At 66.4% G+C, this 22,558-nt stretch carries 22 protein-coding genes and 1 riboswitch; of the genes, 13 read left to right on the top strand and 9 right to left on the bottom strand.

Annotated features, from left to right (window positions below):
- Window positions 1-16: 16 nt before the first annotated feature.
- From AC0KXH_RS17740 to AC0KXH_RS17760, 5 genes are all read right to left on the bottom strand, one after another.
- Window positions 17-208, bottom strand: a complete 192-nt coding sequence (locus AC0KXH_RS17740; RefSeq protein ID WP_041108320.1) for a hypothetical protein — start codon at window positions 206-208, stop codon at window positions 17-19.
- A gap of 115 nt (window positions 209-323) precedes the next feature.
- Window positions 324-1,484 (bottom strand): phosphoglycerate kinase, encoded by a 1,161-nt coding sequence (locus AC0KXH_RS17745; protein ID WP_488223800.1) that lies wholly within the window; start codon window positions 1,482-1,484, stop codon window positions 324-326.
- Between the two features lie 47 nt (window positions 1,485-1,531).
- Window positions 1,532-2,578: an erythrose-4-phosphate dehydrogenase gene (epd, locus tag AC0KXH_RS17750; RefSeq protein ID WP_043222352.1), complete on the bottom strand. Its 1,047-nt coding sequence runs from the start codon at window positions 2,576-2,578 to the stop codon at window positions 1,532-1,534.
- A 105-nt stretch (window positions 2,579-2,683) separates the two neighbouring features.
- The gene (tkt, locus tag AC0KXH_RS17755) at window positions 2,684-4,681 is read right to left on the bottom strand and encodes a transketolase (RefSeq protein WP_488223801.1); all 1,998 of its coding nucleotides are present in this window, start codon (window positions 4,679-4,681) and stop codon (window positions 2,684-2,686) included.
- A 112-nt stretch (window positions 4,682-4,793) separates the two neighbouring features.
- Entirely contained in the window at window positions 4,794-5,732 is a 939-nt protein-coding gene (locus AC0KXH_RS17760; protein WP_200290552.1) for a LysR substrate-binding domain-containing protein, read from the bottom strand.
- Between the two features lie 120 nt (window positions 5,733-5,852).
- Between AC0KXH_RS17760 and AC0KXH_RS17765 the strand changes: the two genes are divergently transcribed.
- The 7 genes from AC0KXH_RS17765 to AC0KXH_RS17795 all read left to right on the top strand — a co-directional run bounded on the left by AC0KXH_RS17765 (window position 5,853) and on the right by AC0KXH_RS17795 (window position 11,328).
- The gene (locus AC0KXH_RS17765; protein ID WP_312942430.1) at window positions 5,853-6,749 is read left to right on the top strand and encodes a TauD/TfdA family dioxygenase; all 897 of its coding nucleotides are present in this window, start codon (window positions 5,853-5,855) and stop codon (window positions 6,747-6,749) included.
- Window positions 6,746-7,348 (top strand): LysE family translocator, encoded by a 603-nt coding sequence (locus AC0KXH_RS17770; RefSeq protein ID WP_041108329.1) that lies wholly within the window; start codon window positions 6,746-6,748, stop codon window positions 7,346-7,348. Before AC0KXH_RS17765 ends, AC0KXH_RS17770 begins: the two co-directional genes overlap by 4 nt.
- Window positions 7,349-7,435: 87 nt before the next feature.
- Window positions 7,436-8,437, top strand: a complete 1,002-nt coding sequence (locus AC0KXH_RS17775; protein WP_313327176.1) for an ArsR/SmtB family transcription factor — start codon at window positions 7,436-7,438, stop codon at window positions 8,435-8,437.
- 15 nt (window positions 8,438-8,452) lie between these two features.
- The gene (gene metK, locus AC0KXH_RS17780) at window positions 8,453-9,643 is read left to right on the top strand and encodes a methionine adenosyltransferase (RefSeq protein WP_488223802.1); all 1,191 of its coding nucleotides are present in this window, start codon (window positions 8,453-8,455) and stop codon (window positions 9,641-9,643) included.
- Between the two features lie 274 nt (window positions 9,644-9,917).
- The gene (locus tag AC0KXH_RS17785) at window positions 9,918-10,424 is read left to right on the top strand and encodes a hypothetical protein (RefSeq protein ID WP_061339215.1); all 507 of its coding nucleotides are present in this window, start codon (window positions 9,918-9,920) and stop codon (window positions 10,422-10,424) included.
- Window positions 10,425-10,427: 3 nt separating this feature from the next.
- Window positions 10,428-10,955: a DUF5384 family protein gene (locus tag AC0KXH_RS17790; RefSeq protein WP_061339214.1), complete on the top strand. Its 528-nt coding sequence runs from the start codon at window positions 10,428-10,430 to the stop codon at window positions 10,953-10,955.
- Between the two features lie 46 nt (window positions 10,956-11,001).
- Complete coding sequence (locus tag AC0KXH_RS17795; RefSeq protein ID WP_061339851.1) at window positions 11,002-11,328, top strand: hypothetical protein; 327 nt, start codon at window positions 11,002-11,004, stop codon at window positions 11,326-11,328.
- A 71-nt stretch (window positions 11,329-11,399) separates the two neighbouring features.
- Here AC0KXH_RS17795 and AC0KXH_RS17800 read toward each other — a convergent pair whose 3' ends face one another.
- Both AC0KXH_RS17800 and AC0KXH_RS17805 read right to left on the bottom strand, forming a co-directional pair.
- Complete coding sequence (locus AC0KXH_RS17800; protein ID WP_061339212.1) at window positions 11,400-12,161, bottom strand: ABC transporter permease; 762 nt, start codon at window positions 12,159-12,161, stop codon at window positions 11,400-11,402.
- On the bottom strand, window positions 12,158-13,087 hold the full coding sequence (locus AC0KXH_RS17805; RefSeq protein WP_043222361.1) for an ABC transporter ATP-binding protein: 930 nt from the start codon (window positions 13,085-13,087) through the stop codon (window positions 12,158-12,160). The genes AC0KXH_RS17800 and AC0KXH_RS17805 overlap by 4 nt, the downstream gene beginning before the upstream one ends.
- Before the next feature lie 164 nt (window positions 13,088-13,251).
- Here AC0KXH_RS17805 and AC0KXH_RS17810 point away from each other — a divergent pair, with 164 nt between their 5' ends.
- The 3 genes from AC0KXH_RS17810 (at window position 13,252) to AC0KXH_RS17820 (ending at window position 16,765) form a co-directional block, all read left to right on the top strand.
- Entirely contained in the window at window positions 13,252-14,580 is a 1,329-nt protein-coding gene (locus AC0KXH_RS17810) for a ferredoxin reductase family protein (protein ID WP_488223803.1), read from the top strand.
- Window positions 14,581-14,645: 65 nt separating this feature from the next.
- A complete protein-coding gene (gene ligB / locus AC0KXH_RS17815; protein WP_488223804.1) occupies window positions 14,646-16,358 on the top strand; it encodes an NAD-dependent DNA ligase LigB in 1,713 nt (570 codons plus the stop codon).
- Window positions 16,359-16,387: 29 nt separating this feature from the next.
- Entirely contained in the window at window positions 16,388-16,765 is a 378-nt protein-coding gene (locus AC0KXH_RS17820; protein ID WP_488223805.1) for a DUF1090 family protein, read from the top strand.
- On the opposite strand, the gene AC0KXH_RS17825 is transcribed toward AC0KXH_RS17820, so the two are convergent.
- Together AC0KXH_RS17825 and AC0KXH_RS17830 are read right to left on the bottom strand one after the other, a co-directional pair.
- A complete protein-coding gene (locus AC0KXH_RS17825; RefSeq protein WP_043222365.1) occupies window positions 16,759-17,208 on the bottom strand; it encodes a c-type cytochrome in 450 nt (149 codons plus the stop codon). The genes AC0KXH_RS17820 and AC0KXH_RS17825 overlap by 7 nt on opposite strands.
- A gap of 76 nt (window positions 17,209-17,284) precedes the next feature.
- The gene (locus AC0KXH_RS17830; RefSeq protein ID WP_200290545.1) at window positions 17,285-17,722 is read right to left on the bottom strand and encodes a hypothetical protein; all 438 of its coding nucleotides are present in this window, start codon (window positions 17,720-17,722) and stop codon (window positions 17,285-17,287) included.
- A gap of 166 nt (window positions 17,723-17,888) precedes the next feature.
- Window positions 17,889-17,974, top strand: a riboswitch (S-adenosyl-L-homocysteine riboswitch).
- A gap of 25 nt (window positions 17,975-17,999) precedes the next feature.
- On the opposite strand from AC0KXH_RS17830, the gene ahcY reads away from it, so the two are divergent.
- The 3 genes from ahcY (at window position 18,000) to rhlE2 (ending at window position 22,510) form a co-directional block, all read left to right on the top strand.
- A complete protein-coding gene (ahcY, locus tag AC0KXH_RS17835; RefSeq protein WP_041108349.1) occupies window positions 18,000-19,406 on the top strand; it encodes an adenosylhomocysteinase in 1,407 nt (468 codons plus the stop codon).
- A gap of 213 nt (window positions 19,407-19,619) precedes the next feature.
- On the top strand, window positions 19,620-20,471 hold the full coding sequence (metF, locus tag AC0KXH_RS17840; RefSeq protein ID WP_312199451.1) for a methylenetetrahydrofolate reductase [NAD(P)H]: 852 nt from the start codon (window positions 19,620-19,622) through the stop codon (window positions 20,469-20,471).
- A gap of 227 nt (window positions 20,472-20,698) precedes the next feature.
- A complete protein-coding gene (gene rhlE2 / locus AC0KXH_RS17845; protein WP_488223806.1) occupies window positions 20,699-22,510 on the top strand; it encodes an RNA helicase RhlE2 in 1,812 nt (603 codons plus the stop codon).
- Window positions 22,511-22,558 lie beyond the last annotated feature (48 nt).

Here is a 22,558-nt window from a genome sequence, read left to right on the forward strand (position 1 = left end):
CGCTCCCCTGCGGCACTCAACAATCCTGCGCGTCATCGACTATCGGCGCGGTCGGGTCGCCGGTGCTCTGCATCTCCAGGCGCTGGCTATCCTGCACGGTCGGGCTGCTGGCCGGTGGCGGGTCAATGACCTCGCAGGCCGAATCGGGCGCGCCGCCGGCACAGCCGGCCAGCGCCAGAACAGATACGGTGACTAGAGCGAAACGCATGGACCATCCCCTTTTCCTGGTGCGCGACTAAGCAACAGACCACATCGCCCGCCCAGGGTTGCCAGCGTTTCGCCTGCACCGACCCTCACGCGGGAGCGCAGCCCCCGCATGCCGATCACTTGGCGCGCTGCTCCAGCACCTCGACCGCCGGCAGGACCTTGCCTTCGACGAACTCGAGGAAGGCGCCGCCGCCAGTGGAAATATAGGAGATCTGCTCGGCCACGCCGTACTTGTCGATCGCCGCCAGGGTGTCGCCGCCGCCAGCGATGGAGAATGCCGGGCTCTGGGCGATGGCCTGGGCCAGCACCTGGGTGCCGTTGCCGAACTGGTCGAACTCGAATACGCCGACCGGGCCGTTCCAGAGGATGGTCTGCGAGGCCTTGAGCATCTCGGCGAATTGCGCGGCGGTCTTCGGCCCGATGTCGAGAATCATGTCGTCATCGGCGACTTCGTCGATGCCCTTGACCGAGGCTTCGGCACTCTCGGCAAATTCCTTGGCGACGACCACGTCGACCGGCAGCGGCACGCTGACCTTGGCCGCGATGGCCTTGGCCGTGTCGAGCAGATCGGCTTCGTGCAGCGACTTGCCGACCTTGTAACCGGCGGCGGCGAGAAAGGTGTTGGCAATGCCGCCGCCGACGATCAGCTGGTCGCAGATCTGGCTGAGGCTGTTGAGCACATCCAGCTTGGTCGACACCTTGGAGCCGGCAACGATGGCCACCATCGGCCGCTGTGGCTTGTCCAGCGCCTTGCCCAGCGCGTCCAGCTCGGCCGCCAGCAGCGGGCCGGCGCAGGCGACCTTGGCGAACTTGGCCACGCCATGGGTGGAGCCCTGGGCGCGGTGCGCGGTGCCAAAGGCGTCCATCACGAAGACATCGCACAGCGCCGCGTACTGCTGCGCCAGTTCATCGGTGTTCTTCTTCTCACCCTTGTTGAAGCGCACGTTCTCCAGCAGCACCAGCTCGCCCGGCTGGACCTCGACGCCGCCCAGGTAGTCCTTGATCAGCGGCACCTCACGACCGAGCGCCTTGCTCAGGTAGTCGGCGACCGGCTTGAGGCTGTCGTCCTCGCTGTAGACGCCCTCTTCCGGGCGGCCCAGGTGCGAGCAGACCATCACCGCGGCGCCCTTCTCCAACGCCAGCTTGATGGTCGGCAGCGAAGCGAGAATGCGCGCGTCGCTCTTCACCACGCCATCCTTCACCGGCACGTTGAGATCCTCCCGGATCAGCACGCGCTTGCCGGAGAGGTCGAGGTCGGTCATCTTCAAAACGGTCATGTCGATCTTCCTTAAGTTCGAAGCAGCAGTGTCTCAAGCGCGGCCCGTCAGGCTCCGTGGGCGACGCGCAGATAGTGTTCGGTGACGTCGAGCATGCGGTTGGCGAAGCCCCACTCGTTGTCGAACCAGGCCAGCAGGTTCACCAGGCGCGGCCCGGAGGCACGCGTCAGGCTGCCGTCGACGATCGCCGAATGCGGATCGTGGTTGAAATCGCAACTGGCATGCGGCAGCTCGGTATAGGCCAGCAATCCCTTTAGCGGGCCGCTTTCGGCCGCCTCGCGCAGCACCCGGTTGATCGTCTGCGCGTCGGTATCCCGTGCGGTCTGCAGCGTGATGTCCAGGCAGGAGACGTTTACCGTCGGCACCCGCACCGCTTTGGCCTGGATCCGCCCGGAGAGTTCCGGCAGGAGGCGCTCGATGCCGCGTGCCAGCCCGGTGGACACCGGTATCACCGACTGGAACGCCGAACGTGTACGCCGCAGGTCGTCGTGGTGGTAGGCGTCGATGACCGGCTGATCGTTCATCGCCGAGTGGATGGTGGTGATCGAGGCGTACTCGATGCCCACCGCATCGTTGAGCAGCTTGAGCACCGGCACACTGCAGTTGGTGGTGCAGGAGGCGTTGGAGACCAGCCGTTCGGTGCCGCGGAGCTGCCCCTGATTGATGCCCATCACCACCGTGGCATCGACGTCGGCGGCGCTGGCCATCGGCTGCGAGAACAGCACGCGCGGCGCACCGGCGGCAAGAAAGCGCTCGCCACCGGCACGGGTGTTGTAGGCACCCGAACATTCGAGCACCAGGTCGACGCCCAGCGCCCGCCAGTCGATAGCCTCCGGCGTCGACTCGCGCAGCACCTTCACGCAGTCGCCATTGAGATGCAGGCAATCGCCTGCCACACCGACCTCGCCGGGGAAGCGACCGTGGGTTGAGTCGAAGCGGGTGAGGTACTCCACACTGGCCATGTCGGCCAGGTCGTTGAGGGCAACGAACTGGAAGTCGGACGCCGCGCCGCGCTCGTAGAAGGCACGCAACACACAGCGGCCGATGCGGCCGTAGCCGTTGAGGGCGACGCGGTAGGGACGGGCGTTGGCCATGGGAGTCGTCGATCCTGGCGGTGGAAAACCGCTGCGCGGGTTTCCACCCTACGAAAGGTGGAGTGACGTAGGGTGGATGACCAGAGTCATCCACCGCGGCTCGAATCAGTCTTCCAGCAGCTCTTCGGCCACCGCGAGGATGTTGTCGACGGTGAAGCCGAATTCCTCGAACAGCTGGCCGGCCGGGGCCGACTCGCCGTAGGTGGTCATGCCGATGATGCGGCCATCGAGACCGACGTACTTGTACCAGTAGTCCGCGTGGGCCGCTTCGATGGCGATACGCGCGCCAACTTCGACCGGCAGCACCTGCTGCTTGTAGGCCGCGTCCTGGCTATCGAACACGCTGGTGCAAGGCATCGAGACGACGCGCACCTTGCGGCCCTGCTCGGTCAGCTTGTCGGCGGCCTGCACCGCCAGGCTGACTTCCGAACCGGTGGCGATGAGGATCAGCTCCGGCTCGCCGACGCAGTTCTTCAGGATGTAGCCGCCGCGCGCGATGGCCGCCTCGGTTTCGTTGTCGCGCACATGGAACGGCAGGTTCTGCCGCGAGAAGATCAGCGCGCTCGGGCCATCCTTGCGCTCGACCGAGTACTTCCAGGCGACCGCCGACTCGACGGTGTCGGCCGGGCGCCAGGTATCCAGGTTCGGCGTCATGCGCAGGCTGGCCAGCTGCTCGACCGGCTGGTGGGTCGGGCCGTCTTCGCCCAGGCCGATGGAGTCGTGGGTGAACACGTAGATCACCCGCTGCTTCATCAGCGCCGACATGCGCACCGCATTACGGGCGTATTCCATGAACATCAGGAAGGTCGCGCCGTAGGGAATCAGGCCACCGTGCAGGGCGACGCCGTTCATGATCGCCGCCATGCCGAACTCGCGCACGCCGTAGTACATGTAGTTGCCCGAGGCATCTTCCTGTACCACCGGCTTGCAGCCCTTCCACAGGGTCAGGTTCGAACCGGCGAGGTCCGCCGAGCCGCCGAGCAGTTCGGGCAGCAGCGGGCCGAAGGCATTCAGGCAGTTCTGGCTGGCCTTGCGGCTGGCGATGGTTTCGCCTTTGTTGGCCACTTCACGGATGAACTCGCTGGCCTTCTCGGCGAAGTCAGCCGGCAGCTCACCGGCCATGCGCCGCTTGAACTCGGCCGCCAGGGCCGGGAACTCGCTCTCGTAGGCGGCGAAGCGCTTGTTCCACTCGTTCTCGGCGTCGGCACCCTTCTGCTTGGCGTCCCACTCGGCATAGATCTCGGCCGGGATTTCGAACGGGCCGTAGTTCCAGCCCAGCGCCTCGCGGGTCAGGGCGATCTCGGCATCGCCGAGGGCGGCGCCGTGGGACTCTTCCTTGCCCTGCTTGTTCGGCGAGCCGAAGCCGATGATGGTCTTGCAGCAGATCAGCGTCGGCCGGTCGCTCTTGCGCGCGGTCTCGATGGCGATCTGGATCTCGTCGGCGTCGTGGCCGTTGACGTTGCGGATCACCTGCCAGCCATAGGCCTCGAAGCGGCGCGGGGTGTCGTCGGTGAACCAGCCATGCACCTCGCCGTCGATGGAGATGCCGTTGTCGTCGTAGAAGGCGACCAGCTTGTTCAGGCCGAGGGTGCCGGCCAGCGAGCAGACCTCGTGGCTGATGCCTTCCATCATGCAGCCGTCGCCGAGGAACACGTAGGTGTGGTGGTCGACGATCTCGTGGCCCGGGCGGTTGAACTGCGCCGCCATGATCTTCTCGGCAAGCGCGAAACCGACGGCGTTGGCGATGCCCTGGCCGAGCGGGCCGGTGGTGGTCTCGACGCCGGCGGTGTAGCCGAACTCGGGGTGGCCCGGCGTCTTGCTGTGCAGCTGGCGGAAGTTCTTCAGGTCATCGATCGACAGGTCGTAGCCGGTCAGGTGCAGCAGTGAGTAGATCAGCATCGAGCCGTGGCCGTTGGACAGCACGAAGCGGTCACGGTCGGCCCACTTGGGGTTGGTCGGGCTGTGCTTGAGGTGGTCGCGCCAGAGCACTTCGGCGATGTCCGCCATGCCCATGGGGGCACCCGGATGGCCGCTGTTGGCTTTCTGCACGGCATCCATGCTGAGGGCGCGGATGGCATTGGCTCGCTCACGACGGCTGGGCATCGCTGAATCTCCTGCGGGGGGTGGTACTGAGAAAAAGGCCGCTATTTTCCCCTACCGGGACCGCAAGGGGCAATGACCGGATGGACGAACAACGGCCGTGACCAGCCGCCGCTCAGTCGAGCAGCTGTACGCCCAGCCCCTGCACGTCGGGCAGGTGGGCGAGCAGGTAGTCCTTCAGTCGCGCCAGCACCGGATGGCGATCGCCACGCGCCGGCCAGACCAGGTAGTAGCTGTCCCCCGAGCGCACCGCACGGTCGAACGGCAACGCCAGGGTGCCACGCTTGAGGTCGGCGGCCACCAGCGCCAGATCGCCGATCGACACCCCGTGCCCCTGCGCCGCGGCAGAAATGCCGAGCTCCAGCGTGTCGAACAGCTTGCCCTGCTGCCAGGCGATCGTCTGGCCCAGCCCGACCCGCTCGAGCCAGCGCCGCCAGTCGCGGCAGTCACGCGACGGGTGGATCAGCTCGGCGCAGGCCAGGCGCGCCGCATCCCAGGGTTGATCGCCCAGCAACGCCGGCGCGCAGACCGGCACCAGCCATTCGTCGAACAGCTTCAGGTGCTTCCAGTCCGGGGCAAAGCTGCCGTTGCCCAGCAGCACCGCGCAGTCGAAGGGCTCGCCGTCGAAATCCACCGCATCGAGGTCCATCCAGGCGCTGGTCAGCTGTACGCGCGCCTGCGGCTGGTCGAGGCGAAAGGTTTCCAGCACGTCGAGCAGCCAGCGCATGGTCAGCGTGGTCGGCGCCTTCAGGCGCAACGCGCCCTCCTGGCGACTCACCGCGACGCAGGCGTTCTCGATGGTGCGAAAACCCACCTTGAGCTCCTGCGCCAGCACGCGTCCGGCGTCGGTCAGCGACAGGCGCGGGCCGCGGCGCTCGAACAGCTGGCAGCCCAGGCTCTGCTCGAGGGTGCGCACGTGCCGGCTGACCGCGCTCTGGGTGATGCACAGGCTCAGCCCCGCCTCGGTGAAAGAGCCCAGCCGCGCAGCCGCCTCGAACGCACGCAAGGCATAGAGCGGCGGCATGCGCGGCGCGCCGGCGGCCGAATCAGGCATGACTAAAACTCATCCTTGCCGCTGCTTTTTTCCATTTTTCCAACCCCTTGGCCCCTGTCGATACTGCGCCGGCGCCGCCTGTATGGCGCCTCCAACAATCAGATCGCAGGGAAGGATGACATGCTCGACGAACAAATTGACCATCTGCTGACCACGGCCATTCGCAACGGCGGCCTGACGCCCGAGCAGATCGCGCGGATCGTCGACTTCCGGCTGTTCGGCAACCGGCGCGGCTACCTGCTGCTCGAAGACCTGCCGATCGGCGACATCCCTGCGACACCGCAAAGCCGCGACGCACTCGGCAAACCGGATCAGCGCAGCGAGCACCTGCTGCTGCAGGCAACCGCCCTGCTGGGCGAGCCCATCGGCTACCGCCAGGAGTCGGACGGCAGCCTGGTCAACAACTTCTTCCCGCAGCGAGCGCAGGCCCGCGCCGCGACCTCCGACAGCTTCGATACCGAGCTGGACCTGCACACCGAGAATGCCTTTCACGCCGTGCTGCCCGACTACCTGGTCCTGCTGTGCCTGCGCCAGGACCCGGCCGCCGAAGCGGTCACCTACATCGCCTCGGTGGATACCCTCCTCGAGCGGCTGAATTATGAAGAGCAGGCCTTCTTCCTGCGCGAGCCGTACAACTTCCTTTCCGACTACGGACCCGAGGGCAAGAACCAGCGCATCGACATCGACCGCCATCAGACCGTGCTGTACGGCGACCCCGACAGGCCGTTTATGCGCCTAGACCCGCAGTTCATGCTGGCCTTCAGCGATCATTCGCGCGCCCGGCTGGAACATCTGCGGGCGGTAGCCTGGGAGGTCGCCGAGCCGGTGCGCCTGTGCAGTGGCGACCTGCTGATCATCGACAACCGCCGCACCGCCCACGCGCGCAGCCCGTTCAGCGCGACCTTTGATGGCACCGATCGCTGGATGCAGCGCGCCTTCGCGATCGGCAGCGCAAACCTCTACACCGAACGGCTGGGACGCCGCTCGCGGGTATACGACCTGGTGACCGAGCTATGAACGCCACCTACCTCGCTTTCGCCGCCGCCGTCGCCCTGCTGATCGCCTCGCCGGGGCCGGTGGTCGCCCTGGTGGTCGCCGATGCCCGGCGGGCCTGGCCGCTGTGGACCATTCTGGGCGGTGTGCTCTCGGCACAGCTGCTGCTGATCTGCGCCCTGCTGATGATCTACCTGGCGATGGACATCGAGCCGGTGGTGGTCGAATGGGGCCAGGTCATCGGCGGGCTCTACCTGATCTGGCTCGGTTGCGACGGCCTGTGCGGCGGCGGCAGCGAAGCAGCCGCGACCGGGCGGGGCGATTCGCACTATTTCTGGCGGGCGCTGGCGGTCGGCCTGTCGAACCCCAAGGACATCCTGTTCTTTCTGGCCTTTCTGCCCGGCTTCATCCTGCCCGCCGAGCCGTTCGCGCCACAGGCGGCGATGCTGATCGTCATCTGGGCGGTGATCGATATCAGCATCCTGATCGCCTACGGCCTGCTGTCCCGGCAGATCAGCGGCAGCCGGCGCATCCAGCAGCTGCTCGATGTGCTGCCCAACTACTTCCTGCTCGGGCTCGGCCTGATCTCCTGTTCGCTGGGCATCACCCGGCTGCTGCACTGAGGCGGCTGCAGTGCGGCAAGGCCAATATCAAAACTTTTTGATATTGGCCTTGCTGGTCGAAAAATAGCCGACTAGACTGCGCGGCTTATGAGCCTGCGTATATCCCAGATCCGTTTCGATGCCTGCGACCAGCTGGCCGCCCTGTGCAAGGCCGGCGGCGACGCCCTGCGCCTGAATGTGCTGCGCGTGCTGGCCAACGACTCGTTCGGTGTACTGGAACTGGCGCAGATTTTCGCGACCGGCCAGTCCGGCATCAGCCATCACCTCAAGGTGCTGACCCAGGCCGGGCTGCTGGCGACACGGCGTGAGGGCAACGCGATCTTCTACCGGCGTCACCTGCCGCAGCCGGACGCCCTCGGCGGCGCGCTGCACGCAGCCCTGTTGGAGGAGGTCGACCGCCTCGAGCTGCCGGATGCGGTACAGGCGCGTGTCGCCAAGGTGCATGCCCAGCGCAGCGCGGTCAGCGAGGATTTCTTCGCGCGCATGGCCGGCAGCTTTCAGGCTCGGCAAGACCTGATCGCCGGCCTGCCGCAATACCGTGACAGCGTGGTGGCCCTGCTCGACGCCTTGAGCTTCGAGGCCGGCGCCACGGCACTGGAAGTCGGTCCCGGCGACGGCAGCTTTCTGCCGGAGCTGGCCGGTCGCTTCACCCGTGTCACGGCGCTGGACAACAGCCCGGCCATGCTCGACCTGGCCCGGGCCCGCTGTACCGAAGAGGGCCTCGGCAATGTCGAACTGCGCCTCGCCGACGCCCTGCAGGATCACTGCCCGCCCGCCGACTGCGTAGTGCTGAACATGGTGCTGCACCACCTGGCCGCGCCGGGTGAAGCGCTGAAACAGCTGGCACGGCTGGTCAAGGCGGGCGGCAGCCTGCTGGTCACCGAGCTGTGCAGCCACAACCAGAGCTGGGCCAGGGAGGCCTGCGGCGATCTCTGGCTGGGCTTCGAACAGGACGACCTGGCCCGTTGGGCCGATGCCGCGGGGCTCACGCCCGGCGAGAGTCTCTACATTGGCTTGAAGAACGGTTTTCAGATCCAGGTCCGGTCGTTTGCCCGGCCCGCCGCTGACGACCGCCTCACCCACCGGTAATTAGGAAACCGATAGATGAGCGAATACTCGATTTTCACCTCCGAGTCCGTATCCGAAGGGCATCCGGACAAGATCGCCGATCAGATCTCCGATGCGGTGCTCGACGCCATCATCGCCGAGGACAAGCACGCCCGCGTGGCCTGCGAAACCCTGGTCAAGACCGGTGTGGCCATCGTTGCCGGTGAAGTGACCACCAGCGCCTGGGTCGACCTGGAGCAACTGGTGCGCGACGTCATCGTCGACATCGGCTACAACAGCTCGGAGGTCGGTTTCGACGGCGCCACCTGCGGCATCATCAACATCATCGGCAAGCAGTCGGTGGATATCGCCCAGGGCGTCGACCGCACCAAGCCGGAAGACCAGGGTGCTGGCGACCAGGGCCTGATGTTCGGCTACGCCAGCAACGAGACCGACGTGCTGATGCCGGCACCGATCCGCTTCTCCCATGCCCTGGTCGAGCGCCAGGCCGAGGCGCGCAAGAACGGCCTGCTGCCGTGGCTGCGCCCGGATGCCAAGAGCCAGGTCACCTGCCGCTACGAGAACGGCAAGGTCGCCGGTATCGATGCCGTGGTGCTGTCGACCCAGCACAACCCCGACGTCATGCAGAGCGACCTGCGCGAAGCGGTGATGGAGCTGATCATCAAGCACAGCCTGCCGGCCGAGTTGCTGCACAAGGACACCCAGTACCACATCAACCCGACCGGCCAGTTCGTCATCGGCGGCCCGGTCGGCGACTGCGGCCTGACCGGCCGCAAGATCATCGTCGACACCTACGGCGGCATGGCCCGCCACGGCGGCGGCGCCTTCTCCGGCAAGGACCCGTCCAAGGTCGACCGCAGCGCCGCCTACGCCGGCCGCTACGTCGCCAAGAACATCGTTGCCGCAGGCCTGGCCGAGCGTTGCGAGATCCAGGTGTCCTACGCCATCGGTGTGGCCCAGCCGACCTCCATCTCGCTGAACACCTTTGGCACCGGCAAGATCGGCGACGACAAGATCATCGCCCTGGTGCGCGAGCACTTCGACCTGCGCCCCTACGCCATCACCCGCATGCTCGACCTGCTACACCCGATGTACCGCGCCACCGCGGCCTACGGCCACTTCGGTCGCACGCCCTTCGAAATGACGGTCGGTAGCGATACCTTCACCGCCTTCACCTGGGAACGCACCGACAAGGCCGACGCGCTGCGCGCCGCGGCCGGGCTGTAACAAGCCCCGCGCGAAGCGCTCTCTGAAAAGCCCCGCCGGCACCTGCCGAGCGGGGCTTTTTCGTGCATCCCGCAGGCCGACCGACGCTGCGACACTGCGCCGCAAGCGGGCCCGCCCTTCCCAGCACTGACGCACCACGCAGCGCTTCTTGCCCGGCGCAGACACGGCCCGCCGCGCTTTACCTTGGCAAATTGCCACTCCTAAAATAATGGCAATGTGCTATCCGCCAGGATATCCACGGACTGAACCACGATCAGGGATAAGGAAAAAGATCATGATCAAACGCTGCTGTCTTTCGCTCGCCATCGCCGCACTGCTGTCCGGTTGCCAGAGTACCGGCGAGCAATACCAGGCCGATGTCTTCGATGCCTCGCAGGTCAACACGCAGCAGGAAGCACGGACGGTGAAAATCATCACCGTCTCGCCGACGAAGATCAAAGTCAGCAACGAGAAGAACAAGAAGGCCGCCATGATGGTCGGCGGGCTTCTCGGCGCCATTGGCGGCGCAGCGCTCGGCAACCAGAACAACACCGACACCGCCATCGTCGGAGGCGTCGCCGGCGGTGCAGCCGGTGCCCTGGCCGGTTCGCTGGTCAACGACACCTCGCTGGTTCCGGGCGTACTCATCGGCTATTCCGAGGCCGGCAAGATCTTCACCTCGGCCCAGGTCGGCCGCCCCTGCGAGTTCAAGGCCGGCGAGATCTCCCTGATGGTCATGACCGTCAACAACGAGACGCGCATCCAGCCGAACGCGACCTGTCCCGAGCCGCAGAAGGGCTGACGCATGAAACTCGCCCTTGTCGCCGCCAGCGCGCTGCTCGTCGCGCTGCCCGCGGCCGCCAATCAGTTCGAGCAGCTGCATCAGATCGAACAGCAGACCCGGCAGGCCGAAGCCGCCGCCGAGGCCGAGCGGGCACGCCAGGCCGCCGCGGCGCGTGCGCAGGCCGAGGCACGTGAACAGGCCGAGCGCCGCCAGCGTGCTGCCGCCCAGCAGGCTGCGCAGAAGCGTGCCGACGAACGCCGGATCGCTCAGGAAGCCGAGCACAAGCGCCTGCGCACTCGCGAAGAGGCCTTCGAGGACGAACTGCGCGCGCTCGAGCTGGAAGAGCGACGCCTGGAACTGCAGGCCAAACGCGCCAAGACGTCGCGCGCCAACGACTACATCGATGCGGAGCTGCGTGAAAAGGCCGCCCGTACCGACGTGATCCAGTCCGAAGCCGACTCGCTGCGCAACGTGACCTCCGGCACCAAGACCCTGCTGGAAAACGCCGGCGAAGCCGAAGTCAACCGTTCCAAGCGGCTGTTCGAATAATCGCCTCGGCCCCGGCGGCGGCCGGGGCCCCTCACGAGAACTCCCAATGACACGTATCGTTTTGCTGGCTGCGGCCGGCCTGCTGCTGGCCGCCTGTTCGAAGGAAGAACCGGTCGCCAGCGTTCCCGACGTCGACCTGCATGGCCGCCTGGAAGTGGACGAGGCGAGAACCGCCGAGCGCCAGGCGCAAGGCATCGAAGGGCATTACTACCGGCGCGTACTGAGCGTCGCCGGCACCGACATGGGCCTCGACGAATTCCTGGACCGCCACTGCCCCGCCGACAATCGCCACGAGACCTGTGAGAAGGCCCGGCGCATCAAGCGGATCGACGATGTCGCCGGCGCTACCCGCTTTCTTCCCAACGGGCTCTAGCCGGTTGCCCCGGCCGGCCGCGGCAGCCCGTTCGCCGGGCGGCGCGGCCGGCCCGGCTCGAGCCGGCGCGCTCAGTTCTTCAACCGATACCCGGTCTTGAAGATCCACCACACCAGCACCAGGCACAGCGTGAGAAAGCCGAGGATCATCGCCAGACTGACGCCGACGCTGATGTCCGAGATGCCGTAGAAGCTCCAGCGAAAGCCGCTGATCAGGTACACCACCGGGTTGAACAGGGTGATCTTCTGCCACAGCGGCGGCAGCATCTCGATCGAATAAAAGCTGCCACCGAGAAAGGCCAGCGGTGTGACGATCAGCGCCGGGACGATCTGCAGCTTTTCCCAGCCATCGGCCCAGACGCCGATGATGAAGCCGAACAGGCAGAAGGTGACGGCGGTCAGGACCAGGAACAGCGCCATCATCAGCGGATGCTGGATCTCGTAATCGACGAACAACCGCGCGGTGATGAGGATGATCACGCCGAGGATCAGCGACTTGGTCGCCGCGGCGCCGACATAGCCGATGACGATCTCGACGTAGGAAACCGGCGCCGAGAGCACCTCGTAGATGGTGCCCGAATAGCGCGGCATGTAGATGCCGAACGAGGCATTGGAGACGCTCTCGGTGAGCAGCGCCATCATCACCAGGCCGGGAATGATGAAGGCACCGTAGGGGATGCCGTGCATGGCTTCCATCCGCGCGCCGATCGCCGAGCCGAACACCACGAAGTACAGCGACGTGGAAATGACCGGCGTGGCGATGCTCTGCAGCAGGGTGCGCCAGGTGCGTGCCAGCTCGAACAGATAGATGGCGCGAATCGCGTAGACATTCATGTGCGGCTGCCCTTGACCAGACTGACGAAGATTTCCTCCAGCGAGCTCTGGCTCGACTGCAGGTCCTTGAAGTCGATGCCGTGCTCGTCGAGGCGCCGCAACAGTTCGGCAATCCCGGTGTGTTCATGCTGGGCATCGAAGGTATAGACCAGCTGCGTGCCGTCGGCCGAGAGCTCCAGGCGGTAGGCCGCAAGCGCCTCCGGAACGCGCTCCAGCGGTCGCTGCAGAATCAGCGTCAGCTGCTTCTTGCCGAGCTTGTGCATCAGCACCGCCTTGTCCTCGACGAGAATGATCTCGCCGCGGTTGATCACCCCGATGCGATCGGCCATTTCCTCGGCCTCTTCGATGTAGTGGGTGGTGAGGATGATGGTCACGCCACGCTCGCGCAGGCCGCGGACCATCTCCCACATGTCGCGGCGCAGTTCGACGTCGACGCCGGCGGTCGGCTCGTCGAGAAACAGGATCGTGGGTTCGTGCGAGAGCGCCTTGGCGATCATCACGCGGCGCTTCATGCCACCGGACAGATCGAGAATGCGCGCGTCGCGCTTGTCCCATAGCGACAGGTCTCGCAAGAGCTTCTCGATATAGGCATCATCTGGCGCCTTGCCGAACAGCCCGCGGGAAAAGCGCACGGTGGCCCAGACGCTTTCGAAGCCCTCGTTGTACAGCTCCTGGGGCACGAGCCCGATCTTCGAGCGCGAAGCCCGGTATTCACGAACGATGTCGTGGCCGTCGACCAGCACGCGCCCGCCGCCCGGGTTGACGATGCCGCAGATGATGCTGATCAGCGTGGTCTTGCCGGCACCGTTGGGGCCGAGCAGCGCAAAGATCTCGCCCCTGTGGATTTCGAGGTCGATGCGTTTGAGCGCCGGGTGCCCGGAGGCATAGGTCTTGGTGAGCTGCTGGATGGATATCACGGATTGCACGGGCTCTTCGCTCCGAAAGGGGCCAGGGGCCGATTGTAGAAAAAAACCGCGACCCAGGGCCTGTCCCGCTGAACCGGGAAGAACCTGACGCCGGTCATATCGGTATGTCACCGGAGGCGCATGCTTGCGCATGAGCCGTATGGAACCTTGCGCGAGGAGGCGCGATGAAACCCATCAAACTGACCTTTATCGGGCTGTTCGCCGCGCTGGTCGCGCTCTGGCTGATGGCCGATGACCTGCTGATCGAGCCGCTCAAGTTCTGGCCCTTGCGCTCGACCATGGTTCATTTCAGCGGCGTACTGGTGATGGGGGCAATGAGCGTGGCGATCTTCCTCGCCGCACGCCCGGTGCGCATGGAGCCGCTGTTCGACGGGCTCGACAAGACCTACCGCCTGCACAAATGGCTGGGCATCGCCAGCCTGGTGCTGGCGGTGATCCACTGGGGCTGGGCACAGATCCCCAAGTGGCTGGTCGGCTTCGGCTGGCTGGAGCGTCCGGCGCGGCGCGGCGCCCGGCAAGCCCAGGAAGGCCTGGCCGGCCTGCTGCAAAGTCAGCGCGGGCTGGCCGAAACGATCGGCGAATGGGCCTTCTATGGGGCGGCCCTGCTGATCGTGCTGGCTTTGATCAAACGCTTTCCCTACCGCTGGTTCTTCAAGACCCACCGCTGGCTGGCGGCGCTCTATCTGCTGCTGGTGTTCCATTCCGTGGTGCTGATGCCGTTCGCCTACTGGCGTACCCCGCTCGGCCTGGTCATGGGCCTGCTGCTGGCAACCGGCAGCTGGGCCGCGGTCCTGTCGCTGTCGCGCCAGGTCGGGCGCAAGCACAAGGTGGTCGGACGCATCGAACAGCTCACCTACCACAAGGACAACCGCGTGCTGCAGGTCGATATCGGCCTGGAGGGCGCATGGCCCGGGCACAAGGCCGGCCAGTTCGCCTTTGTCACCTTCGACCCGGCCGAAGGCCCGCACCCGTTCAGCATTTCCTCGGCCTGGCGCAACGACGGCAAGCTCACCTTTGCCATCAAGGGCATCGGCGATTACACCCGCAGCCTGCCGCAGCGCCTGCAGCAAGACGATGCTGTGACCGTGGAGGGGCCCTATGGTTGCTTCGATTTCCGCGGGCGGCGCAACGAGCAGATCTGGGTCGCCGGCGGTATCGGCATCGCGCCGTTCATCGGCCGCCTGCAGGCATTGGCGCTGACCGGCGGGGGCAGCAACGTCGAACTGTTCTATTGCACCAGCGAACCGGATCAGGCCTTCATCGAGCGCATTCGCCAACTGGCCGAACAGGCCCGCGTGCGCCTGCACCTGATGGTCTCCAGGCAGGACGGGCGCCTGACGCCTGAACGCCTGCGGCAAATGGCGCCTTCCTGGAAGAATGCCGATGTCTGGTTCTGCGGGCCGGCAAGCTTCGGCCAGAGCCTGCGTGACGATCTGATCGCCCGCGGCCTGTCGCCGCAGGACTTCCATCAGGAACTGTTCAACATGCGCTGATGCACGGCGCGACCGCCCCCGGCGGGCGAAAATGGGCCGGTCAGTTCGGAGCAAGGATGCTCGCCATGCCACGTCTCTTCATCGCGGCGCTCCTGTTCGCCGCCTCACCCTTCGCACTCGCCTGCCCTCAGTGGTCGGCCGAACGCGCCGAGCGGGAGATCACCACGCTCGCCGCGCGGATTGCCGAGTGGGACGACGCCTATCATCGCCGCGGCGTCGCGCTCATCGACGACGAACTCTACGACCAGGCGCGCGCTCGGCTGGACAGCTGGCAACGCTGTTTTCCAGGCCACATCGCCTCGCCCGACGCCCTGGCCACCGCCGGCGGCCCGCTGGTGCATCCGGTGGCCCAGACAGGCTTGAACAAACTCGCCGACGAACGCGCAGTGGCCGACTGGATGCGCACCCGCAAGAACTTATGGATTCAGCCCAAGGTCGACGGCGTGGCCGTGACGCTGGTCTATCGCGATGGCGTCCTGCAGCGCCTGATCAGCCGCGGCGACGGGCGCAGCGGCCAGGACTGGACTCGCCATGCCCGACTGATCCCGGCGCTGGCCAGGCGCCTGCCGAGCCAGGGCGAGCTGATCCTGCAGGGCGAGCTCTACTGGCGGCTCGACGGCCACATCCAGGCCGAACACGGCAGCGCCAATGCGCGCAGCCTGGTCGCCGGCGCCCTGCGCCGCCAGCGAATCGAGCCACAGGTCGGTGAACGCATCGGCCTGTTCGTCTGGGACTGGCCCGGCGGCCCCACCAGCATGCCGGCGCGGCTGGCGCAGCTCGAGGCGCTGGGCTTCGGCCAGAGCAAGGACCTGACCCAGCCGCTGGCGACCCTTGCCGAGGCGCGCGAATGGCGCCAGCGCTGGTACCGCCAGGCGCTGCCCTTTGCTACCGATGGCGTCGTCCTGCGCCAGGCGCAACGCCCGCCGGCCGCGCGCTGGCGCGCCGAACCGCCAGCGTGGGCGGCGGCCTGGAAGTACCCGCTGCGCTCGGCACTGGCGACCGTGCGCACCCTCGAATTCCGTATCGGTCGCACGGGCCGCATCACACCCCTGCTGCAGCTCGAGCCGGTGCAGCTCGACGACCGGCGTATCGGCCGGGTGAGCCTGGGTTCACTCGAGCGCTGGCAGACGCTCGACATCCGTCCCGGCGACCAGATCGCGCTGACTCTGGCCGGGCTGAGCATTCCCCGCGTCGACGGCGTGGTCAGCCGCAGCCCCTTGCGCAGCGCGATTCACGCGCCGGACCCGGCGCGTTATCACCTGCTTAGCTGCCTGCAACCGTCGAAAGGCTGCGAGCAGCAATTTCTGGCCCGCCTGACCTGGCTCTCCGGCGACCGCGCGCTGGCAATGCGCGGCGTCTCGCGCGGAACCTGGCGGATGCTGATGGATGCCGGCCTGCTTGCGCATCTGCTCGCCTGGCTGGAGCTCGACGAGCCCCGCCTGCGCCAGGTACCGGGTATCGGCGCGGCGCGCGCCGAGGCCCTGGCCGCCGCCTTTGCCACGACGCGCCGACAGGAGTTCGCCCATTGGCTGAGCGCCCTCGGCGCCCCGCCCGGAGCTACAGCGCAAGCCGGCGACAACTGGGCGCGCCTGGCCGGCCTCAGCGAAGCGCAGTGGCAGCGACGCCAGGGCATCGGCCCAGGCCGCGCGCGGGCACTGCACCGCTATTTCGGCGATCCGGCGACCCAGGCGCTGGGCCGCTATCTGCAGGCCCAGGGCATCGCCGGCTTCGACACGCCCGACGGCGAGGCACTTTCGGCCGCTGCCGGCAGTCGATAACAGGGTGCCCACTGCCAGAGCGCAATACCATGTCCTATCGGTTCCTGACCGCAGCTGCGCTGCTCGTCAGCAGCCTTGCCACAAGCGCTGCGGAGTTGCCCGAAGCGCACTGCACCGAACAGCGCGAGCGGCTCGGCAATGCGTTGCAAGAGGCACGTCTGCAGGGCGATCAGGTGCGTCAGTCAGCGCTGCAGGACCGGCTGCTGCAGCTAAACGAGCAGTGCCGCGGGTTAGTGAGACTGCAGGGCGAACGCGCGCTGGAGCACGGCGCCGCGCGCCAGGTGGCACGCCGGGAAGCCGAGCTGCGCGATGCCCTGGCCGGCGGCGATGCCAGGCGCATCGAGAGCAGCAAGCGGCGACTGGACCAGGCTCGGCGCGCCCTGCAGGCGCCCGCCCGCGATCAGTAGATGCGGAATTCCTGGTGGCAGGCTTCGCAGGCGTCTTCGACCTGCTGGAAAGCCGGCGCGACGCCCTGCGCCGTGACCGGCTTACGGGTGGTCACCGCCACCAGCGCCGCGGTCTGCTGCTCCAGCGCCCGCGCCAGCTCGTGGAAGCGCTCCTGCTTCTGCCAGACCTCGTCGCGCGCGTCGCTCTGCTCTTCCTTGACCTGTGGGTAATGCTGCCAGGGTTGGCGAGACAACTCGTCCAGCTTGGCGGCGCCCGCGGCGAACTTCTGCCCGTCGAAGGCCAGCCGCCCGCGCAACATGCCGCCGAGGTCCTCCTTGGTGTCCAGCATCTGCTGGTAGATCGCCTTGCGCTTGCCGAGCGGGGAATTCGGATCGATGCGATCACAGCCAGCCAGGCCGATCGCAGCGAGGATCACGGACAGACACAACAGTCTCGACTTCATGGTTCACCCTGTGCGGAAAGCAAGGCCGGCGATTATCCCCACTTGGGTCAACGCGGACAAATGCAGCAGGGCTGCTTCAGCGCGACCATTGGCCGCCGGCACGCTCGCAGTCGATCTTGGCCTGGGCACGATCGCTGGCGTGGTAGTGATAGGTGACGATCCGCGCGTCCTGCGGCACCTGCGTCGGCCAGGTCTCTTGCTTGGCCTGCGAGCCGGCGGACTGTTCGTTGGCCAGGGTTTCGGGCGTCATCGGCGCCGAGCACACGCCGAAGTATTCGCCCGGGCAGCTGTCGCGCAGCTCGCGGCGAGAATTCCCGACCGCCTCGGTATCGCTGCAGACCCAGCGCATCGAATCGCCAGCGTCGATGCCCTGGAACTCGAAACACTTCTCCGTGACCACGGGCGCCGGCACCGCACCCGACGTCTCGCTGTGAACGTAGCAGGACTGCGCCGCAGCGGGCAGGCTGAGGGTGACAAGCAGGCCAGCACAGAGCAAAGGCGGAAACCGCTTCATCGGCAAACTCCTGGCGCCGCTTGCCGCGGCGCAATCCGTTCGAACCTGCTGGTGTGACCCCGCCGCAAGCGACGGAGTTCGTGCGGCTGCGCTTGGGAATGCCGCGGGCTGCGGCTATACTCAGCCCGTTTTTCCCGGCCGACTCCGCTTCGGCCGTGCCCGCCACCCAGTCGAGGGGCGCTGCAGCAGGTCAACACCTGTCAGGCTCGACCGGGGCGTTTGTCTAGAACGCATCAACGGCGCCCATTCGCACTAGCCACGAATGGAGACTCATCGCATGAGCGCTGTCATGACGCCTGCCGATTTCAACGACTACAAGGTCGCCGACATTTCCCTGGCCGACTGGGGCCGCCGCGAGATCATCATCGCCGAGTCGGAAATGCCCGCCCTGATGGGCCTGCGCAAGAAGTACGCCGCCGAACAGCCGCTCAAGGGCGCCAAGATCCTCGGCTGCATCCACATGACCATCCAGACCGCCGTGCTGATCGAGACACTGATCGCTCTCGGTGCCGAAGTGCGCTGGTCGTCCTGCAACATCTTCTCGACCCAGGACCAGGCCGCCGCGGCCATCGCCGCTGCCGGCATCCCGGTGTTCGCCTGGAAGGGCGAGACCGAAGAGGAATACGAGTGGTGCATCGAGCAGACCATCCTCAAGGATGGGCAGCCGTGGGACGCCAACATGGTGCTCGACGACGGTGGTGACCTGACCCAGATCCTGCACGAGAAGTACCCGCAGGTACTCGAGCGCGTGCACGGCATCACCGAGGAAACCACCACCGGCGTGCACCGCCTGCTCGATATGCTCAAGGGCGGCACCCTGAAAGTGCCGGCGATCAACGTCAACGACTCGGTCACCAAGAGCAAGAACGACAACAAGTACGGCTGCCGCCACAGCCTGAACGACGCCATCAAGCGCGGCACCGACCACCTGCTGTCGGGCAAGCAGGCCCTGGTGATCGGCTACGGCGACGTGGGCAAGGGCTCGGCCGCTTCCCTGCGCCAGGAAGGCATGATCGTCAAGATCACCGAGGTCGACCCGATCTGCGCCATGCAGGCCTGCATGGACGGTTATGAGGTCGTCTCGCCCTACCTGAACGGCGAGAACGACGGCACCGAGGCCTCCATCGACAAGGCGCTGCTGGGCAAGATCGACCTGATCGTCACCACCACCGGCAACGTCAACGTCTGCGACGCCAACATGCTCAAGGCGCTGAAGAAGCGTGCCGTGGTGTGCAACATCGGCCACTTCGACAACGAGATCGACACCGCCTTCATGCGCGCCAACTGGGGCTGGGAGGAGGTCAAGCCGCAGGTGCACAAGATCCATCGCACCGGCAAGGCCATCGATCCGGCCAACGACGACTACCTGATCCTGCTGGCCGAAGGCCGCCTGGTGAACCTGGGCAACGCCACCGGCCACCCGAGCCGGATCATGGACGGCTCCTTCGCCAACCAGGTGCTGGCGCAGATCTACCTGTACAACGAGCGCTTCGCCGACCTGCCGGTGGCCGAAAAGTCGCAGAACGTGACGGTCATGGTCCTGCCGAAGAAGCTCGACGAGGAAGTCGCGGCCGAGATGGTCAAGGGCTTCGGCGGCGTGGTGACCAAGCTGACCGCCAAGCAGGCCGAGTATATCGGCGTCGAGGTCGAAGGCCCGTTCAAGCCGGACAGCTACCGCTACTGATGCACCAGGTGGACAAGGCGCGAAGCGCTTCTCCACCCGACTGAACCTTACGGTGGAAAAGGCCGCGGCATTTTCCACCTACCCAAGCCGCGCATCGCGCAAGGCAAGCGTGACGACCAGTGCACTGCGCTCGCGGTCGTCCCGCCTGCGCTTTCGTTTTGCGCGATAAGTAGAACACGGGCGACGCTGCCCGACTGCTTCTCTGGATTCGCCATGAGCACATCCCACCGCCCCTCGATCAGCTTCGAGTTCTTCCCGACCAAGACCGATGCCGGGCACGAAAAACTGCTGGCCACCGCTCGCCAGCTTGCCGCACAACAACCCGATTTCTTTTCCTGCACCTACGGCGCCGGCGGCTCGACGCGCGACCGCACCCTCAACACCGTGCTGCAGCTCGACAGCGAGGTGAAGGTGCCGACGGCACCGCACCTGTCCTGCGTCGGCGACAGCAAAACCGAGTTGCGGGGCCTGCTGAACCTCTACCGGGACGCCGGCATCCGCCGGATCGTCGCCTTGCGCGGCGACCTGCCTTCGGGCATGGGCCTGGCCAGCGGCGAGCTGCGCTTTGCCAACGAACTGGTGGAGTTCATCCGCAGCGAAAGCGGCGATCATTTCCACATCGAGGTCGCCGCCTATCCCGAGATGCACCCGCAGGCGCGCAACTTCGAAGACGACCTGAGCAACTTCGCCCGCAAGGCCCAGGCCGGCGCCGACAGCGCCATCACCCAGTACTTCTTCAACGCCGACTGCTACTTCTACTTCGTCGAGCGGGTGCGCAAGCTCGGCGTCGAGATCCCCATTGTCCCGGGCATCATGCCGATCACCAACTACAGCAAGCTGGCGCGCTTCTCCGACGCCTGCGGCGCGGAAATCCCGCGCTGGGTACGCAAGCAGCTGGAGGCCTACGGTGACGACATCGAGAGCATCCAGGCCTTCGGCGAGCAGGTCATCGCCCAGATGTGCGAGAAGCTCCTGGCCGGCGGCGCGCCGGGGCTGCACTTCTACACGCTGAACCAGGCCGAACCGAGCCTGGCGATCTGCAGCGCGCTGGGACTTTCGCGCTGAATCGACCTGCGCCGTCGGTGACGGCGGCGCAGTGAACCTGCACAATGCGATGCGGTCCTAGCATTGCGGCGTGCGAAGCTCTGCTATACTCCGCGCTTCCGCCAGGCCTTACGTCCGGATGCCGCCCTTCTTCACCGCGGCAGAACCGGACGGGATCGCACGCCAGTCGCGATTCGAGCCCGGCATGATCATCCCAGGGCCAAGCCCTCTACAAGACAGGATCTCTCATGTCCTTTGCTTCCCTCGGTCTCTCCGAGGCTTTGGCCGGTGCCGTCGAGGCCGCCGGTTACACCCAGCCTACCCCCGTGCAACAGCGGGCCATTCCCGCCGTGTTGCAAGGCCGCGACCTGATGGTTGCCGCCCAGACCGGCACCGGCAAGACGGGCGGCTTCGCCCTTCCGGTGCTCGAACTGCTGTTCCCCAACGGCCACCCGGACCGCGAACACCGCCACGGACCGAAGCAGCCACGCGTTCTGGTGCTGACGCCGACCCGTGAGCTCGCCGCCCAGGTACACGACAGCTTCAAGCTCTACGCCCGTGACCTGCCGCTGAAAAGCGCGGTGATCTTCGGCGGCGTCGGCATGAATCCGCAGATCCAGGCCCTGGCCAAGGGGCTTGACGTACTCGTCGCCTGCCCCGGCCGCCTGCTCGATCTGGCCGGCCAGAACGCCGTCGATCTGTCCCATGTGGAAATCCTCGTGCTCGACGAGGCCGACCGGATGCTCGACATGGGCTTCATCCACGACGTCAAGAAAGTCCTGGCGCGGTTGCCGGCCCAACGGCAGAACCTGCTGTTCTCGGCGACCTTCTCCAAGGACATCATCGACCTCGCCAACAAGCTGCTGCGCGACCCGGAACGCATCGAGGTCACACCGCCGAACACCACGGTCGAGCGTATCGAGCAGCGGGTTTTCCGCATTGCCGCCAGCCACAAGCGCGCCCTGCTCGCCCACCTGATCACCCAGGGCGCCTGGGAGCAGGTGCTGGTCTTCACCCGTACCAAACATGGCGCCAACCGCCTGGCCGAGTACCTCGAAAAGCACGGCCTGTCGGCTGCGGCGATCCACGGCAACAAGAGCCAGAATGCCCGCACCAAGGCGCTGGCCGACTTCAAGGCCAACGCGATTCGCATCCTCGTGGCCACCGACATCGCCGCCCGCGGCCTGGACATCGACCAGTTGCCGCATGTCGTCAACTTCGAACTGCCGAACGTCGAGGAAGACTACGTGCACCGCATCGGCCGCACCGGCCGCGCCGGGCGCAGTGGCGAGGCGATTTCGCTGGTGGCCCCGGACGAGGAAAAGCTGCTCAAGGGCATCGAGCGGCTGACCAAGCAGAACATTCCTGCTGGCGACATGATGGGCTTCGACGCTGCTGCCGTGGAGGCCGAGAAGCCGGAAGTGCGTGAGCCGCGCCAGCCTCGCCAGGCCCGCGGTGAGCGCAAGCCGCGCACCGAGAAGCCGGAAGCGGCCGCCGCAGGCGAAGAAAAGAAGTCACGCAACCGCCGCGGCAAGGGCAAGGCGAAGAAGCCTCGTGAAGGTGCTGGCGAACCCACCCAGGCGATAACCCGCCCGCCGCAGCTGCCGCCCGACCGCGACCCCGAAGAGTTTCTCGACGACGAGGTGGACAACTTCGGCAACAGGGTCGACTACGTCAGCCCGTACCAGAACAAGCCAGGCCGCGGCCGCCGCCCGGCATCGGGCAATGCCGGTCAGCCGCGCTCCGCTGGCGCGGGTGCCGGCTCCAATGCAGGTCGTGGCGCCGGCGGTGCCGGCCGCCCGAAGGGCAAGGGCCAAGGTCAAGGTGCCAAGGGTCAGGGGCAGGGCCAGGGCCGCAACGGTTCACGGCGCAACGCCGACAACCGCCGCCGCGAGCCGGAGGTCGCCGCCCGCCAGCAGGAAGTGGCCAAGCCGGAAAAACAGCCGGTGATCATCCACAAGTCGCGCGGCGGCGTGATCAGCGCCGAGATGCTTGACCAGCTGCCGTCATCGCGAAAGCGCGAGGGCGAAAAGCCTGCGCTGCTGACGCGCAACCGCTGATCGACGAGACGAAAAAGCCGCCTGCAAGGGCGGCTTTTTTTATCCTGG

Source organism: Stutzerimonas sp. CXK-1 (assembly GCF_057738225.1).

Excerpts from the sequence above, each read along its gene's own strand:
- AC0KXH_RS17740 (WP_041108320.1), bottom strand. The coding sequence starts at position 208 with ATGCGTTTCGCTCTAGTCACCGTATCTGTTCTGGCGCTGGCCGGCTGT.
- AC0KXH_RS17745 (WP_488223800.1), bottom strand. The coding sequence starts at position 1,484 with ATGACCGTTTTGAAGATGACCGACCTCGACCTCTCCGGCAAGCGCGTG.
- epd (WP_043222352.1), bottom strand. The coding sequence starts at position 2,578 with ATGGCCAACGCCCGTCCCTACCGCGTCGCCCTCAACGGCTACGGCCGC.
- tkt (WP_488223801.1), bottom strand. The coding sequence starts at position 4,681 with ATGCCCAGCCGTCGTGAGCGAGCCAATGCCATCCGCGCCCTCAGCATG.
- AC0KXH_RS17760 (WP_200290552.1), bottom strand. The coding sequence starts at position 5,732 with ATGCCTGATTCGGCCGCCGGCGCGCCGCGCATGCCGCCGCTCTATGCC.
- AC0KXH_RS17765 (WP_312942430.1), top strand. The coding sequence starts at position 5,853 with ATGCTCGACGAACAAATTGACCATCTGCTGACCACGGCCATTCGCAAC.
- AC0KXH_RS17770 (WP_041108329.1), top strand. The coding sequence starts at position 6,746 with ATGAACGCCACCTACCTCGCTTTCGCCGCCGCCGTCGCCCTGCTGATC.
- AC0KXH_RS17775 (WP_313327176.1), top strand. The coding sequence starts at position 7,436 with ATGAGCCTGCGTATATCCCAGATCCGTTTCGATGCCTGCGACCAGCTG.
- metK (WP_488223802.1), top strand. The coding sequence starts at position 8,453 with ATGAGCGAATACTCGATTTTCACCTCCGAGTCCGTATCCGAAGGGCAT.
- AC0KXH_RS17785 (WP_061339215.1), top strand. The coding sequence starts at position 9,918 with ATGATCAAACGCTGCTGTCTTTCGCTCGCCATCGCCGCACTGCTGTCC.
- AC0KXH_RS17790 (WP_061339214.1), top strand. The coding sequence starts at position 10,428 with ATGAAACTCGCCCTTGTCGCCGCCAGCGCGCTGCTCGTCGCGCTGCCC.
- AC0KXH_RS17795 (WP_061339851.1), top strand. The coding sequence starts at position 11,002 with ATGACACGTATCGTTTTGCTGGCTGCGGCCGGCCTGCTGCTGGCCGCC.
- AC0KXH_RS17800 (WP_061339212.1), bottom strand. The coding sequence starts at position 12,161 with ATGAATGTCTACGCGATTCGCGCCATCTATCTGTTCGAGCTGGCACGC.
- AC0KXH_RS17810 (WP_488223803.1), top strand. The coding sequence starts at position 13,252 with ATGAAACCCATCAAACTGACCTTTATCGGGCTGTTCGCCGCGCTGGTC.
- ligB (WP_488223804.1), top strand. The coding sequence starts at position 14,646 with ATGCCACGTCTCTTCATCGCGGCGCTCCTGTTCGCCGCCTCACCCTTC.
- AC0KXH_RS17820 (WP_488223805.1), top strand. The coding sequence starts at position 16,388 with ATGTCCTATCGGTTCCTGACCGCAGCTGCGCTGCTCGTCAGCAGCCTT.
- AC0KXH_RS17825 (WP_043222365.1), bottom strand. The coding sequence starts at position 17,208 with ATGAAGTCGAGACTGTTGTGTCTGTCCGTGATCCTCGCTGCGATCGGC.
- AC0KXH_RS17830 (WP_200290545.1), bottom strand. The coding sequence starts at position 17,722 with ATGAAGCGGTTTCCGCCTTTGCTCTGTGCTGGCCTGCTTGTCACCCTC.
- ahcY (WP_041108349.1), top strand. The coding sequence starts at position 18,000 with ATGAGCGCTGTCATGACGCCTGCCGATTTCAACGACTACAAGGTCGCC.
- metF (WP_312199451.1), top strand. The coding sequence starts at position 19,620 with ATGAGCACATCCCACCGCCCCTCGATCAGCTTCGAGTTCTTCCCGACC.
- rhlE2 (WP_488223806.1), top strand. The coding sequence starts at position 20,699 with ATGTCCTTTGCTTCCCTCGGTCTCTCCGAGGCTTTGGCCGGTGCCGTC.